The 14,106-nt window shown below is 71.3% G+C and carries 13 protein-coding genes; 4 read left to right on the forward strand and 9 right to left on the reverse strand.

The window, feature by feature from the left end:
• Window position 1 precedes the first annotated feature (1 nt).
• The 5 genes from O7625_RS23810 to O7625_RS23830 form a co-directional block, all read right to left on the reverse strand.
• The gene (locus O7625_RS23810; RefSeq protein WP_282341682.1) at window positions 2–835 is read right to left on the reverse strand and encodes an alpha/beta hydrolase; all 834 of its coding nucleotides are present in this window, start codon (window positions 833–835) and stop codon (window positions 2–4) included.
• Entirely contained in the window at window positions 835–1,641 is an 807-nt protein-coding gene (locus O7625_RS23815) for an alpha/beta hydrolase (protein ID WP_282341683.1), read from the reverse strand. Before O7625_RS23815 ends, O7625_RS23810 begins: the two co-directional genes overlap by 1 nt.
• 108 nt (window positions 1,642–1,749) lie before the next feature.
• Window positions 1,750–2,763 carry a helix-turn-helix domain-containing protein gene (locus tag O7625_RS23820; protein WP_282341684.1) on the reverse strand — a complete coding sequence of 338 codons (1,014 nt, stop codon included), beginning with the start codon at window positions 2,761–2,763 and terminating at the stop codon, window positions 1,750–1,752.
• 96 nt (window positions 2,764–2,859) lie between these two features.
• The gene (locus tag O7625_RS23825; protein WP_282341687.1) at window positions 2,860–3,825 is read right to left on the reverse strand and encodes a helix-turn-helix domain-containing protein; all 966 of its coding nucleotides are present in this window, start codon (window positions 3,823–3,825) and stop codon (window positions 2,860–2,862) included.
• Window positions 3,826–3,957: 132 nt separating this feature from the next.
• Window positions 3,958–4,584, reverse strand: a complete 627-nt coding sequence (locus tag O7625_RS23830) for a DUF1349 domain-containing protein (RefSeq protein WP_282341688.1) — start codon at window positions 4,582–4,584, stop codon at window positions 3,958–3,960.
• 71 nt (window positions 4,585–4,655) lie between these two features.
• Here O7625_RS23830 and O7625_RS23835 point away from each other — a divergent pair, with 71 nt between their 5' ends.
• From O7625_RS23835 to O7625_RS23850, 4 genes are all read left to right on the forward strand, one after another.
• Entirely contained in the window at window positions 4,656–5,486 is an 831-nt protein-coding gene (locus O7625_RS23835; protein WP_282341690.1) for a PIG-L family deacetylase, read from the forward strand.
• Window positions 5,487–5,682: 196 nt separating this feature from the next.
• Window positions 5,683–7,926: a M4 family metallopeptidase gene (locus O7625_RS23840; protein WP_282341692.1), complete on the forward strand. Its 2,244-nt coding sequence runs from the start codon at window positions 5,683–5,685 to the stop codon at window positions 7,924–7,926.
• 164 nt (window positions 7,927–8,090) lie between these two features.
• Window positions 8,091–9,218 (forward strand): glycosyl hydrolase 53 family protein, encoded by a 1,128-nt coding sequence (locus O7625_RS23845; protein WP_282265455.1) that lies wholly within the window; start codon window positions 8,091–8,093, stop codon window positions 9,216–9,218.
• Window positions 9,219–9,366: 148 nt separating this feature from the next.
• Window positions 9,367–9,831 carry a hypothetical protein gene (locus O7625_RS23850; RefSeq protein ID WP_282341694.1) on the forward strand — a complete coding sequence of 155 codons (465 nt, stop codon included), beginning with the start codon at window positions 9,367–9,369 and terminating at the stop codon, window positions 9,829–9,831.
• A 129-nt stretch (window positions 9,832–9,960) separates the two neighbouring features.
• Here the strand turns inward: O7625_RS23850 and O7625_RS23855 are convergent, their stop codons facing one another.
• The 4 genes from O7625_RS23855 to O7625_RS23870 form a co-directional block, all read right to left on the reverse strand.
• Window positions 9,961–10,707 carry a cellulose binding domain-containing protein gene (locus tag O7625_RS23855; protein ID WP_067306839.1) on the reverse strand — a complete coding sequence of 249 codons (747 nt, stop codon included), beginning with the start codon at window positions 10,705–10,707 and terminating at the stop codon, window positions 9,961–9,963.
• A 440-nt stretch (window positions 10,708–11,147) separates the two neighbouring features.
• A complete protein-coding gene (locus O7625_RS23860) occupies window positions 11,148–12,170 on the reverse strand; it encodes a LacI family DNA-binding transcriptional regulator (protein ID WP_282347070.1) in 1,023 nt (340 codons plus the stop codon).
• Between the two features lie 59 nt (window positions 12,171–12,229).
• Window positions 12,230–13,069, reverse strand: coding sequence for a carbohydrate ABC transporter permease (locus tag O7625_RS23865; protein ID WP_282341696.1), 840 nt, complete (start codon window positions 13,067–13,069; stop codon window positions 12,230–12,232).
• A complete protein-coding gene (locus O7625_RS23870) occupies window positions 13,066–14,064 on the reverse strand; it encodes a sugar ABC transporter permease (protein WP_282341698.1) in 999 nt (332 codons plus the stop codon). The genes O7625_RS23865 and O7625_RS23870 overlap by 4 nt, the downstream gene beginning before the upstream one ends.
• Window positions 14,065–14,106 lie beyond the last annotated feature (42 nt).

Here is a 14,106-nt window from a genome sequence, read left to right on the forward strand (position 1 = left end):
GTCAGGCGTCCTTTCCGGACAGGAAGTCGAGCAGGTCGCGGCCGAGCTGTTCGCGGTGGGTGTCGGTGATCCCGTGCGGCGCACCCGGATAGACCAGCAACCGGGCATGGGGAATCCGCGCGGCGGAGGCCCGGCCGCCCACCGGGAACGGCACGATCTGGTCGTCGTCGCCGTGGATGACCAGGGTCGGCACGTCGATCGCGTCGAGGTCGGTCCGGAAGTCGGTGGCCGAGAACGCGGCGATGCACTCGTAGGCGTTGCGGTGCCCGGCGGCCATCGACTGCAACCAGAACGCGTCCCGGATACCGGCCGAGACGTCCGCGCCGGGCCGGTTGTTGCCGAAGAACGGCCCGTCGGCCAGGTCGCGGTAGAGCTGCGAGCGGTCGGCGAGCGAACCGGCCCGGATGGCGTCGAACACGTCCGCCGGTACGCCCTGCGGGTTGTCCGGCGTCCGCAGCATGAACGGGGGCACGGCCGAGACGAGCACGACCTGCGCGACCCGGGCGGTGCCGTGCCGGCCGACGTACCGGGCCACCTCACCGCCGCCGGTGGAGAAGCCGACGAGGGTGACGTCCCGCAGGTCCAGCGCGTCGAGCAGGGTGGCCAGGTCGTCGGCGTAGGTGTCCATCTCGTTGCCGTGCCAGGTCTGGGTGGACCGGCCGTGCCCGCGGCGGTCGTGGGCGACGACCCGGAAGCCGTTGCCGGCCAGGAAGAGCGCCTGGGCCTCCCAACTGTCGGCGTTCAGCGGCCAGCCGTGGCTGAGCACGACCGGACGTCCGGCCCCCCAGTCCTTGTAGAAGATCAGGGCGTCGTCGGCGGTGGTCACGTACGGCATCAGGAGACCCCCCGGATCGCGGCGAGGATGACGTCGGTGGTGCGGTCGGGTTGGGAGACCATGACGACGTGGGAGGCCGTCACCTCGGTCGTCCGGGCGTGCGCCCGCTGCGCCATGAACCGCTGGGCGGCGGCCGGGATGACCCGGTCGTCCCGGGCGACCAGGGTCCAGGTCGGGATGGTCCGCCAGGCCGGCTCACCGGCGGGCTGGCCGAGGGTGGCCAGTTCGGACGGCCGCTGGGTGGCGGCCATGACCGCCGTGGTGCGGGCCGACACGTCGGCGGCGAACACCTCCCGGAACAGGGAGGCCTTGAGGTATCCGTCGTTGCCGCCGGGGTAGGGGCGGACGTCGAGCGCCTCCGGGCCGAGCAGACTGCCGGGGAAGCGGCTGGACAGGCCGCCGACCGTGTCACCGGCGTCCGGCGCGAACGCGGCGACGTAGACCAGAGCTTTCACGTTCGGGTTGCCGGAGGCCGCGTTGGTGAGCACGAACCCGCCGTAGGAGTGGCCGACCAGCACCACCGGGCCGTCCACGGTGGCCAGGACGCTGCGCAGGTAGGCGGTGTCGGTGTCGACACCGCGCAGCGGGTTCGCCGGCGCGAGCACCGGGTAGCCCCGGCGCGTCAGGTTGCCCGCGACGCCGGACCAGCCGGAGGCGTCGGCGAACGCGCCGTGCACGAGCACGACCGTGGGCTTCGGGCCGCTGTCGCCGCCGCGGCCCGCAGCGGCGGAACCGGCCGCGCCGAGCACCAGCACGACCACCGCGACCAGGGCCGCCCACGATCGTCTCCACGTGGATCTGAACATCGGAACTCCTTGCTCCTCACCATGCCGGCCACCGTCCGGCCGGCCAGGTGAGCAATGTCGCACCGGCGCGCTGTCCACAGTGTGCTGACGACGCACGGCTCTGTCGTGTCAGCGCACACCGTCGGCGCCGGCCGGCCCGCGGTCGCGTCCCGGTCGGACGGCGGTGGGCTCCGCGGCCGCGGCGGTCGCCGCGACCAGTTGCCGGGGTGAGACGCCGAAGGCCCGGCGGAACCTGCTGGAGAAGAAGCTCGGGTTGGCGAAGCCCCAGGCCCGGGCGACCGCGGCGATGGAGGTGAACCGCCGGTGCGAGGCGGTCAGGTCGGCACGGGCACCGCGTAGCCGCTGCTCGATGATCGACTGTTCCAGGCTCTGCCCCATGCTCTCGTACAACGTGTAGAGGGCGCGCAGGGACATGGCGTTGGCGGCGGCGATCCGGGCCGGGCTGAGATCGGGATCGCGCAGGTTGGCCCGGATGTACGCCTCGACGCGGGCCTGCATCGAGGAGTGCATCGTGTCGCGCAGCCGCCGGCTCCCGCCGGCGGCGGAGACCACCAGCGCCCGCATCAGCTCGGCGGAGGCGACCCCGAGTTCGGGCGCGGCGGCGGTGGCGGCCAACTGCTCGGCCTGGGTCGTCACCCGGGCCACGTGGTCACGCACCAGCTCGTAGAGCGGGCTACGGCGGGGTTCCCGGGCCGCGGCGTGGATCATGTCCCGGGGAAGACCCAGGTGGTCCACGTCGACGTGCAGCGCGTAGGAGGCCCCGCCGCCCCGCCATCCGTAGACGTAGGGTAGGGACAGGTCGACCAGCATCAGGTCCCGGGGACCGAACAGTCGTTCCTCCCGCGCCCAGGTGAGTTGGTTCTCGGTGCGTACCGGCAGGGCCAACACGATGGACGACTCGGTGGAGGACCGCGAGATGCGCGGCGTACGGCGCAGCGTGACACCCGAGGCGTCGATGTTGAAGACCTTCGCCGGGCCGAAGTCCGAGACGGTCATCCGGGCCCGGATCGTGTCCGGATTCTCGAACGACGCCATGCTGGACGAGCAGTTGGCGCTGACCGTGGCCTGGAACGCCTCGGCGCGGTCGCCGGCCGGCAGTGACCGGGTGTCGAGAACGAGCATGGTTTTCCCCATCCGCAGCTGGCGATGGAAAACGTAGCGCCCACCGCTCGGGGTGGGACCGGCCCTGCGTGCACGGCTGTTTCCCACCGTGCACGATCAGCGGGTCGGATCCTGCTCGGGCAGCCGCCGCCACTGGCCCGGTGAGACGCCGTACCGAGCCTTGAACCGGCGGGCGAAGTGGGTCGGATCCCGGAACCCCCAGCGACGGGCGATCACGGCGACCGGCAGCCGCCGGTGGTGCGGCTGCCGGAGGTCGTGCCACGCGCGCTGGAGCCGCTCGCTGATGATCCACTGTTCGAGGCTGATGTCGGCCTCCGCGCACACCTTGTACAGCTGGCGCAGGGACACGTTGTGTGCGGCCGCGATACGGCCCGGTGTGAGGTCGGGATCGGCCAGGTGCTGCCGGACATAGGTACGGACCCGGGTGAGCAGGGTCTCGGCGAGCACCTGGCTGGTGAGCCGCTCGACGTGGCCGGCGGAGGCCAGCAGCGCCCGCGACAGGTCGATGGTGGCGGTGGTGACGATCGCCGCCGCCGGATCGGCCGTGATCCGCGCCGGCTCCCGGGTGAGGTTCGCGATGTGGTCGGTGACCATCCGGTAGAGCGGGCTGGCCCGCAACCGGTGGATGGCCTGCCGGACGACGTCGATCGGCAGGCCGAGCTGGTCGCTGGGGATCTGGACGCACCGGGCCGCCCCGGCGCCGGACCACGAGTAGTCGTAGGGGCCGGACAGGTCGACGGCGAGGAGTTCGCCCGGCGGGACCACCTGGAGGTGCCGGTGCTGTTCGAGGTGGCCGTGGGCGTGCTGCTGAACCGACAGCGCGACGACCGGCATCGCGTCCTGCCGGGCGAGTTTAGCCGTCCGCAACAACCGGATCCCCGAGGAGCGACTGGTGAAGATGTTGGCGCCGCCCAGGTCCCACAGCTCCATCCGGCAGAAGATGTCGCCGTCGGGGTCCTCGTGGATGACGTGGCAGGGCGCGGACGCGTACATCATCGCGGTGTAGACGGCCTCGATCCGGTCCCCGGGTGGGAGGTCGGCGGTGTCGAGAACGTACGCCATGAGTTCCGCTCCCCCGTCCGGGCGTCGCACCACAGAGGATAGTTCAGGTGGCGGGCAACCGGTCGGTGTGGTCGGCGGTGGGCAGGCCCCGCCCACCGCCCCGCGCCACCGGGTGCCCGCCGGGGCGGTGGCTCAGGAGCCGTCGCGCAGGTCGGCCAGCCGGTCGCGGGTGAACCGGATGTCGTCGAAGGTGACCCGGCAGCCGTCCCCGGTCGGCGACTGCGCCTCGAGGCCGATCGTGGCCGCGGTGGCCGCGCCGTCCACGGTGAAGTACCGGACCATCCGCCAGGTCCGCCCGTCGACCGAGGCATGGTAGGCGAAGGCGTGGTCGACCCGGGACACCCGCAGCCAGACCGTCCGGGTGTCGACGACGAAGGCGTTGGCGTCGTCGGCGACCCCCCGGGCGACCACCGAGACGATCATGGGTTCGCCGTCGGGGGAGAACTCGAAGCAGAGCTTTCCCCAGTGCCGCTCGTCGACCCAGAGCAGCAGCACCCCCGCGTCGTAGGTGGCGGTGAAGTCGACGGTGACCCGCGCGCTGACCTGGAAGTCGCCGTCCGGGGGGAGGCCGAGCAGGGTCGGCGCGTCGAGGGTCGCCCCGACGTCGGGCGGGGTGCCCGGGCCCGGATCGATGAAGATGTCGCTGTGCGGGGTCGCCATGGCGGTCACCGTGCCGCTGGTCTCGGCGACCGTCCACGCCGTCTCGGGGGACGGCGACACGGCGAACGGAAGGCCCGGCACATTCCAGGTGGTGGTCATGGGGTCCATTGTCTGCCGGCGCTCCCCGCCCGCGTCGCCCCGGTGACGCTCAGGACGCCTAGGGTGAGGGCATGGCTGAGCGAGGTCTGACCCTGATGGCGGTACACGCGCACCCCGACGACGAGGCGACGAGCACCGGTGGCGTGCTGGCCAGGTATGCGGCGGAGGGCATCACCACAGTGCTCGTGACCTGCACCGACGGCCGGTGCGGCGACGGACCCGGCGGGGTGAAGCCGGGCGAGGCGGGGCACGATCCGGCCGCCGTGGTGGCCATGCGGCAGCGCGAGCTGGAGGCCAGCTGCGCGGCGTTGAAGATCACCCACCTGGAGACCCTCGGTTACGCCGACTCCGGGATGATGGGCTGGCCGACCAACGAGCTGCCCGGCGCGTTCTGGACCACGCCGGTGGCGGAGGCGGCGGACCGGCTGGCGGAGCTGATCCGCCGTTACCGGCCGGACGTGGTGGTCACCTATGACGAGAACGGCTTCTACGGCCACCCGGACCACATCCAGGCCCACCGGATCACCATGGCCGCGGTGGCGATGACCGACGTCCCGGCGAAGGTGTACTGGACGACCGTCCCGCGGAAGGCGTTCGCGGAGTTCGGCCGGGTGATGAAGGAGCTCGGCATCGACTGGGCCGAGCCGGACGCGGCGGACGAGCCGGGACCGCAGCTCGGTCTGCCCGACGAGGAGATCACCACCTGGGTGGACACCAGCAGCCACGGCGCGCAGAAGTTCGACGCGCTGGCCGCCCATGCCAGCCAGACCGAGAACATCTTCTTCCTGCGGATGGGCCAGGAGCGGTTCGTCGAGCTGATGGGGCTGGAGACCTTCGTGCGGGTCCGCGACACCACCGGGGCGGCACTGCCCGAGGACGACCTGTTCGCCGGCCTGCGCTGACGGCCCGGACCGTTGCCGGGGTGTTCCATCCTTAACCGGAACGGAACACCCCCGGCACAACTCTTCGGTCATAGCATCATCGGGATGGACGACTCGGTATGAATATCCATCGACAACCGTCTTCCCAGGCTCTCCCCGGCCGACGATGATCCCCCTATCGAAGGATGCGAAAGCATCTCGGATTGGGGAGGTCAGTTTGAGATCAGCCCTAGCGCTGGCCGGCGTCACCGTGCTGGTCGGCAGCGGGCTCGTGGTCAGCACCACGAGCGCGTCCGCCGCCCCGCCCACCAACCCCGCACCGGCGTTGGTCGCCGCCGCCGACGCCGCCCTGAAGGAGCACACCCGGGCCGTCAGGGCCTCGGCGAAGGACCGCTACGCCGTGCACAGCAGCAGGCGGGACGCCCAGGGCCGCGGCGCGGTCCGCTACACCCGCACGTACGACGGGCTCCGCGTCTACGGCGGGGACTTCGTCATCCGCACCGAGACCGACGGCGACTACGCCGGCAGCTCGGTCGGCCTGGCCGCTCCGCTGACCCTCGCCACCACTCCCAAGGTCAGCGCCGCCGAGGCCCGCAAGGCGGCGACCGCCGGGTTCTCCGGCCGGGTCACCGGCACCGGCGCGGCGGAGCTGTTCGTCGACGCCAGCAGCGGCACCGGGCGGCTCGCCTGGGAGACCGTGGTCACCGGGTGGGCGCCGGACGGGCAGACCCCCTCCCGGCTGCACGTGATCAGCGACGCCCTGACCGGCGCGCGGATCGGCGCGTACGACGAGATCGAGTCCGTCGTCGGCACCGGCAACAGCATCTACGCCGGCCCGGTCTCGATCGACACCACCCAGTCCGGGGCGACCTACAGCCTGATCGACCCGACCCGGGGCAACGGCCGCACCTGCGACATGAACAACGGCACCTCGACCTGCACCACCTTCACCGACGCCGACAACGTGTGGGGCACCGGCGCGGCGTCCAACCGGCAGTCCGCCGCGGTCGACGCGCACTTCGGCGCGGCCACCACCTTCGACTACTTCACCGAGGTGCACGGCCGCAACGGCATCTTCGGCAACGGGACCGGCGTGCCGAGCCGGGTGCACTACGGCAACGCCTACGTCAACGCCTTCTGGGACGGCGCGCAGATGACCTACGGCGACGGCGCGGGCAACGCCAAGCCGCTGGTCGCCCTCGACGTGGCCGGGCACGAGATGTCCCACGGCGTCACCGAGAACGTGGTCCCCGGCGGCCTGACCTACTCCGGCGAGTCCGGCGGCCTGAACGAGGCCACCAGCGACATCTTCGGCAACATGGTGGAGTTCTACGCGGACACCCCGGTCGACCCCGGCGACTACGAGGTCGGCGAGAAGATCGACATCCGGGGCACCGGCGCGCCGCTGCGGTACATGTACAACCCGACGCTGGACGGCTCGTCGCACGGCTGCTGGTCGACCAGCACCAACAGCCTCGACGTGCACTACTCGTCGGGTGTGGCCAACCACTTCTTCTTCAACCTGGCCGAGGGCTCCGGGGTGACCCCGTACGGCACCTCGCCGCTGTGCGGGTCGGCCCCGCCGGTGACCGGGATCGGCCGGGAGAAGGCGGAGAAGATCTGGTTCCGGGCGCTGGACGCGTACTTCGTCTCGAACACCCGTTACGTGAACACCGCCCAGCCGACCAACACCGCGCGGCTGCACACCCTGTCGGCCGCCACCGACCTGTACGGCCTGTGCAGCACCGAGTACAAGGCGGTGATGGCCGCCTGGACCGCGGTGAACGTGAACGGCACCGAGTCGTGCGCCGCCAACGACTTCACCGTCGCGGTCACCCCGGCGACGCTGACCCTCGACCCGGGCAGCTCGGGCACCGCCACGGTCTCCACCACGGTGATCCGGGGCACCGCCGAGACGGTGACCTTCTCGACCGGGCCGCTGCCGGCCGGGGTGAGCGTGTCGTTCAGCCCGTCGTCGGTCACCGCCGGTGGGTCGACCACCGTCACGGTCACCGCCGCCGCGACCGCCGGGAGCGGCACGGTGCCGATCACGGTGGTGGGCACCGCCCCCTCGGTGGCCCGGACGGCCACGCTGAACGTGACGGTGAACGGGCTGCCGGGCTGCTCCGGCAGCAACGGCACCGACGTGCCGATCGCCGACAACTCGACGGTGCAGAGCACCATCGTGATCAGCGGCTGCGCGGCGACCCCGTCGACCGCGAGCAAGGTCGAGGTGCACATCGTGCACACCTACATCGGTGACCTGGTGGTCAGTCTGATCGCCCCGGACGGCAGCGTGTACACGCTGCAGAACCGCTCCGGGGGCAGCACCGACAACATCGACCAGACGTACACTGTGAACCTCTCCTCGGAGACGGCGAACGGGAGCTGGCAGCTGCGGGTCCAGGACGCGGCGAGCCTGGACACCGGCTACCTCAACAGTTGGAGCCTGAACCTCTGACAGCGGCTCTGCGGGCGGGTCATCCGGGGCGTCCCCGGGTGGCCCGCTTTCGCGTCGGGTCCACGCACAGCCCGCTATAGTCATGCACAAACATCGATTTATGTCGCCGGGTCGACCGTACCGGCGCGGCACCCCACCACCACCCCACCACCGAGGAGGTCCGGATGACTCCGTACCGTGCCCGCCTGCGGGCCTGGGCCGTCGCGTTCCTCGCGGCGGTCGCCCTGCCCGCCGCCCTGCTCGGCCCACCGGCACCGGCCTCGGCCGCGAACACCCTGACCATGCTCGGCGCGGACGTCTCCTCCGTGCAGCGCAGCCTGGACCTCGGCGCGCGGTACTACGACGCCGGCGGCACCGCCCGGGATCCGCTCGACATCCTCAAGGGCCTCGGCGTCAACTACGTCCGGCTCCGGGTCTGGAACAACCCGGCCAGCGGGTGGAACAACAAGGAGAAGGTGCTGGCGTACGCCAGGACGGTGAAGGCCAAGGGCCTCAAGCTGATGATCGACTTCCACTACTCCGACACCTGGGCCGACCCGGGCAAGCAGTACAAGCCGGCGGCCTGGGCCAACCACGGCATCGGCCAGCTGCAGACCGACGTCTACAACTACACCTCCGACGTCTGCACCAGCCTGCGCAACCAGGGCACCACGCCGGACAGCGTGCAGATCGGCAACGAGATCAACGTCGGCATGCTCTGGAACGACGGCAAGGTCGTCAACAACGACTTCACCAACCTCAGCCTGCTGCTCAAGGCCGGCTACCAGGCGACGAAGCAGTGCAACGGCGGCACCCAGGTGATCATCCACACCGCGAACGCGGACAGCATGGACCACGCCCGCTGGTTCTACGACGGCATCCGGGCCAAGGGCGTGCAGTGGGACCTGACCGCGCTGTCGTACTACTGCATGTGGCACGGCTCGCTGGCCAACCTCTACAACGTCATCACCGACGTCCGTTCCCGGTACGGCAAGCCGGTGGTGCTCACCGAGACGGCGTACCCGTTCACCGCCGCGAACGCCGACAACGAGGCGAACGCGATCAACGGCGGCGAGCCCTGCGCGGGTCACCAGGCGAGCTGGACCGGCCAGGCCACCGAGTTCTCCTGGGTCCAGGACACCGCCCGCAACGCCGGTGCGATCGGGGTCTTCTACTGGGAGCCGACCTGGTACGCGGTGCCCGGCAACGGCTGGGATCCGGCGAACATCAACGGCACCGGCAACCAGTGGGACAACATGGCCATCTTCAACTGGACCGGTCAGGTGAACCCGAACATCCGCTGGCGGCCGTAGGCGTCGCCGATGCCGGCCGGGCTCACCGCCCCCGGCCGGCACCCGCCACCGTCGGCGCCCCGCCGGCCAGCACCCGCCACCGTCGGCGCCCCGCCGGCCAGCACCAGCCACCGTCGGCGCCCCGCCGGCCGGGCACTACCCTGGCGCGATGCGATACGACGAGTGCGAAGCGGCCATCCGTCAGCTGGTCGACGCGGCCGACGAGGACGCCCTGCACGCCTTCGGACAGGCGACCGTCACCCGGGTGCTGGCGTCCGGCCTGGCCGACGAGGCCGACGAGGACGACCTGGACGAGGATGCCCGGGCGGCGCTGACCGCCGCGCGGGAGAGCATCGCCACGGCCGACGCGACCGAGCTGCGGGGCCACCTCGACCGCATCGACGAGGGCATCCTCGCCGACGGCGACATGGACCCGGGCCTGGTGGTCGCCCTGTCGGCCCTCGAACACTGGACCAGCTACCTGGAGGAGCACCGGCGCGGCGAGCTGTACGAACTCGCCATCCGCTCCCTGGAGGAGGTCGACCACCGGGTCTCGGCCGCGCTCGACGACTTCCTCGCCGAGCCGGAGATGGCCGCCGAGTACGCGCGGATCACGCAGGCGCTGACCGCCTGACGGATCGCGCTGCGGCGGGCCGGACCGACGGCGTGCCGCCACCCGGGTGGGCGGCGGCACGCCGCTGCGGATCTCGGTCCGGTGCGGTGTGCCCGCGCGCCGGCACGGCCGTCGCCTACCGGCCGACGGTCACCGGCCGCAGTTCAGCGTCAGCGCACCCGGCGAGTTGGTCCAGACGAGCATGCCGAACGTCGTGCTGCCGCCCGGGGCCAGCGTCCCGTTCCACGAGGCGTTGCGCACCGTGACGTCGGAACCGGAGATGACGAGCACGCCGTTCCAGAGGGCCGAGATGCGCTCGTCGCCCAGCCACCGCCAGGTGACCTGCCAGCCGTTGAGCGTCTCCTCGGCGGTGTTGCGCACGGTGACCGTGGCGGCGTACCCGCCGGTCCAGCGGTTGTCGATGGTGATCGTCGCCCGGCACGACGCCGACCCGGCCGGCAGCGTCCGGACCGGACCGTTGATGATGTACGGGTCGTGCTTCTCCCCGGCGCTGAACCGGTACCAGTACTCGCTGTCCGGGGTCAGCCCGGTGACCGTGATGTCCCCCTGCCGTTCCGGGCCGGACACCGCCGAGGCCACCGGGTTCAGCCACGCCGTCGCGTCCTCCCGACTGGCGAAGAGGACCAGGGTCATCGGCGGGTTGTAGCCGCACGGCGGGGTCATGATCATCGAGTACCGGACGGTGATGCTGGTGGCGCTGGCCGACACGAACTGACCGGAGACCGGCAGCGCCGGGGGGCACGCGTAGGTGGGGGTGGGCACGGGTGTGGGTGTGGCCGACAGCACCGGCTGCGCCTGGGCACCGGTGAGGGTGCCGGCCCAGCCGGCCAGGGTCAGCGTCGCGGTCGCCAGCACCACGCCGAACGTGCGGAGCATCCGAACCTCCGAAGGGTTGCGGGGCACCGACGGCCGGGACGGGCCGACGATGCCGGATGGTGTCGCCCAGCGGGCGGGGATGGATGGGGTGGTCGCTACGTGTCATCGCCGGTCACCATGGACGGGCGGCTGCCGGAGGACCGGCCGACCGCGTGCCACGGGACGGCGGGTCGAAGGCCGCCGAGCATTCGCCGTCACGGACTGCCCGGCGCGGGGTGGCACGGCCACCTCGCATGTCCGACGGACCAGCGCACGAGTGGTCACGCCGGCTCCTGAGCGTGACAACGCCAGAACAGTCTGGCATTCGACAGCCGTCGATGCAATCCGTCCGACCGGTCGACGGATCCGCCCGCGGGGGGGCACCCGGGACGCCGGTCGACCCCCCGACGGGCCGGGGTCAGCGACCGCGCGGCGCGGCGGCGCTGTCCCGGATGGGGCGGTCAGCGACCGCGGGGCGCGGCGGCGCTGTCCCGGACGACCAGGTCGGTGGCGAGTTCGACGCGCGGGCTCTCGATCGTCTCGCCCCGGGCCAGCCGGAGCACGGTGCGGGCGGCCAGCATGCCCATCTCGGCCAACGGTTGGCGGATCGTGGTCAGCGGCGGGGAACACCACCTGACCTCCGGCAGGTCGTCGAAGCCGACCACGCTGACGTCGTCGGGCACCCGCAGGCCGCGCTTGCGGACCGCCTCGTAGACACCGAGCGCCATCTGGTCGCTGGAGGCGAAGATCGCGGTGGGCGGTTCGGGCAGGCCCAGCAGGTGCATGCCGGCCGTGTAGCCGGACTCGTGGTAGAAGTTGCCCGGCCGGACCAGGCGGTCGTCGATGGCGAGGCCGGCGGCGTCGAGCGCGGCCCGGTAGCCGTCCATCCGGGCACGGCTGCACATCAGCTGCGGCGGGCCGGCGATGAAGCCGATCCGCCGGTGGCCGAGGCCGAGCAGGTACTGGCTGGCGCGCAGACTGCCCGCCCAGTTGGTGGCGCCGATGGTGGGAGCCTCCTGGGGGGCGACCCCGGCGGGATCGACGATGACCACCGGTAGGCGCAGCCGGCGCAGCTCGGCCTGCAACGGCGGTTCCACCATCGAGGTGACGAAGATGACGCCCTCGGTGGACCGGGTGCGGAGGTTGTCCAGCCACTGCTTGGCCGACGAGGTGCGCCGGTGGATGGCCGAGACGACGGTGCCGGCCCCGCCGGCCTGTGCGACGTCCTCCACCCCCCGGATGATCTCCACCGCCCAGGGGCTGTCCAGGTCGTTGAAGACCAGGTCGATCAGGGCGGACTGGGTACGTCGCGCGGCCGAGCGGGGACGGTAGCCGTGCCGGGTGAGCAACTCCTCCACCCGTTCCCGGGTCTGCGGGGCGACGTCCGACCGGCCGTTGATCACCCGGGAGACCGTGGGCACCGAGACTCCCGCCAACCGCGCGATCATCGCGATGGTGACGTTCCTGCCGTTCTCGGAGCCCACGGTCACCCTTTCGTCTGGTGGGAACTACGGTCGCAGAAGGCTATCGCAGCAGGTCGGAGTCATCCCTTGACGCTGCCGGACAGCCCACCGATGAGCTGACGTTCGGCGATGGCGTAGAAGCCCAGCGCCGGGACCATCGACAGCACGACGTAGGCGAGCACCTTGGCGGTGTCGTCGGAGTACTGGCCCTGGAACGCCTGGACCCCGAGGGGCAGCGTCCACCAGCTCTGGTCGGTGAACACCACCAGCGGGAGCATGAAGTTGTTCCAGCTGCTCACCAGCGCCAGCACCGAGACGGTGGCCAGGGCGGGACGGGCCATCGGCAGCAGCACCCGCCAGAAGAACCCGAACGGGCCACAGCCGTCCAGGGTCGCCGCCTCCTCGACCTCACCGGGAATGGTCCGGAAGAACTGGCGCAGGATGATGATGGTGATCGGCAGGCCGAAGGCGGCCTGCGGCAGGATCACCCCGAGCGGGTTGTCCAGCAGCCCCATCCCGCGCAGCAGGATGAACAGCGGCAGGATCGCCACCGCGAAGGGGAACATCAGCCCGATCGCGAAGAGGGTGACCAGGAACTCCCGCCCCCGGAAGGCGAACCGCGCGAAGACGTACGCGGCCATCGCCGCCGCGGCGACGACGACGAACGTGCTGGCCAGGGCGATGAAGACGCTGTTGCCCACGTTGCGCCAGAACACCCCGGCGGTGACGATGTCGAGGTAGTTGCCCGGCACCCACGGGTCGGGCAGACCGAGCGGGTTGGTGGAGAGCTGCCCGTTGTCCTTGAACCCGCCGATCACCCCGAACCACACCGGCACCACGATGAGCGTGCCGACGGCGATGCAGACGAGGTGCAGCACGAGGCGGCGGGCCCGCTGGGCAGGGTTCGCCGGGCTGGTCATCGCTGGTCTCCTTGGACGGTGAGGGCGCCCTCGGTGTCCCGGCGCAGCACGATGCGCTGGTAGACGAGGGCGAAGACGAGGCTCAGGAGGAACATGATGATGCTGATCGCGCTGGCGTAGCCGACCTCGAAGCGGCGGAAGCCGAACTGGAACATCGTCACGGCCATGGTCTCCGAGGCGTGGATCGGACCGCCGCCGGTGAGCACCCAGACCATGTCGAACAGCTGGATGGTGCCGATGACCGACAGGAACACGCTGATCCGGATGGTCGGGCCGAGCAGCGGCAAGGTGACCAGGCGGAACGCCTGCCAGGCGCTGGCGCCGTCGGTGACCGCCGCCTCGTTCAGCTCCTTGGGGATGTTCTGCCGGGCGGCCAGGAAGAGGATCATGTAGAGGCCGAAGTACTTCCAGGAGACCACCAGGAAGACGGCGTACAGCACGGTGTCCGGGTCGGCGAAGACGGCACCGGCGTCGGCCCCGAGGAAACGGGAGATCGCGTCACCGAAGCCCCGGTTCGGCGAGAACACCAGGTTGAACAGGACAGCGGTGGTGACCTCGGAGAGCACGTACGGGGCGAAGAAGATCACCCGGTAGAAGGCCCGCCCGCGCAGCGGCTGGTTGAGCAGCATGGCCAGGCCCATCGCCACCGGGAGCTGCACCACCAGGGAGAGCACGATCAGGATGAGCCCGTGCCACAGGTCGCCCCGGAACACCGGGTCGCCGAAGGCCCGGGTGTAGTTGTCCAGCCCGATGAAGTTCTCCGGCAGGCCGAAGCCGTTCCACTTGTACATGCTGGCGTAGCTGGCCACCAGGATGGGGGCGAGCACCAGCAGCAGGAACAGCAGCAGCGACGGGGCCAGGAAGACGGCCAGGGCTCGGCGGCGTCCCGGCCGGGGCCGGCGGCCGGTACGGCGGACGCCGCCCGGCCCCGGCCCCGACGGTTCGGTCACGCGGCCGCCGGGTCCGGCACCCGACAGGATCGATGGCGTGGTCATGCCTGCTCCACTCAGTTCGCGCCAGCGGCTGGTGATCGATGG

It is taken from the genome of Micromonospora sp. WMMD714, from assembly GCF_029581315.1.
In the GTDB taxonomy this organism is placed as follows: Bacteria; Actinomycetota; Actinomycetes; order Mycobacteriales; family Micromonosporaceae; genus Micromonospora; species Micromonospora rifamycinica.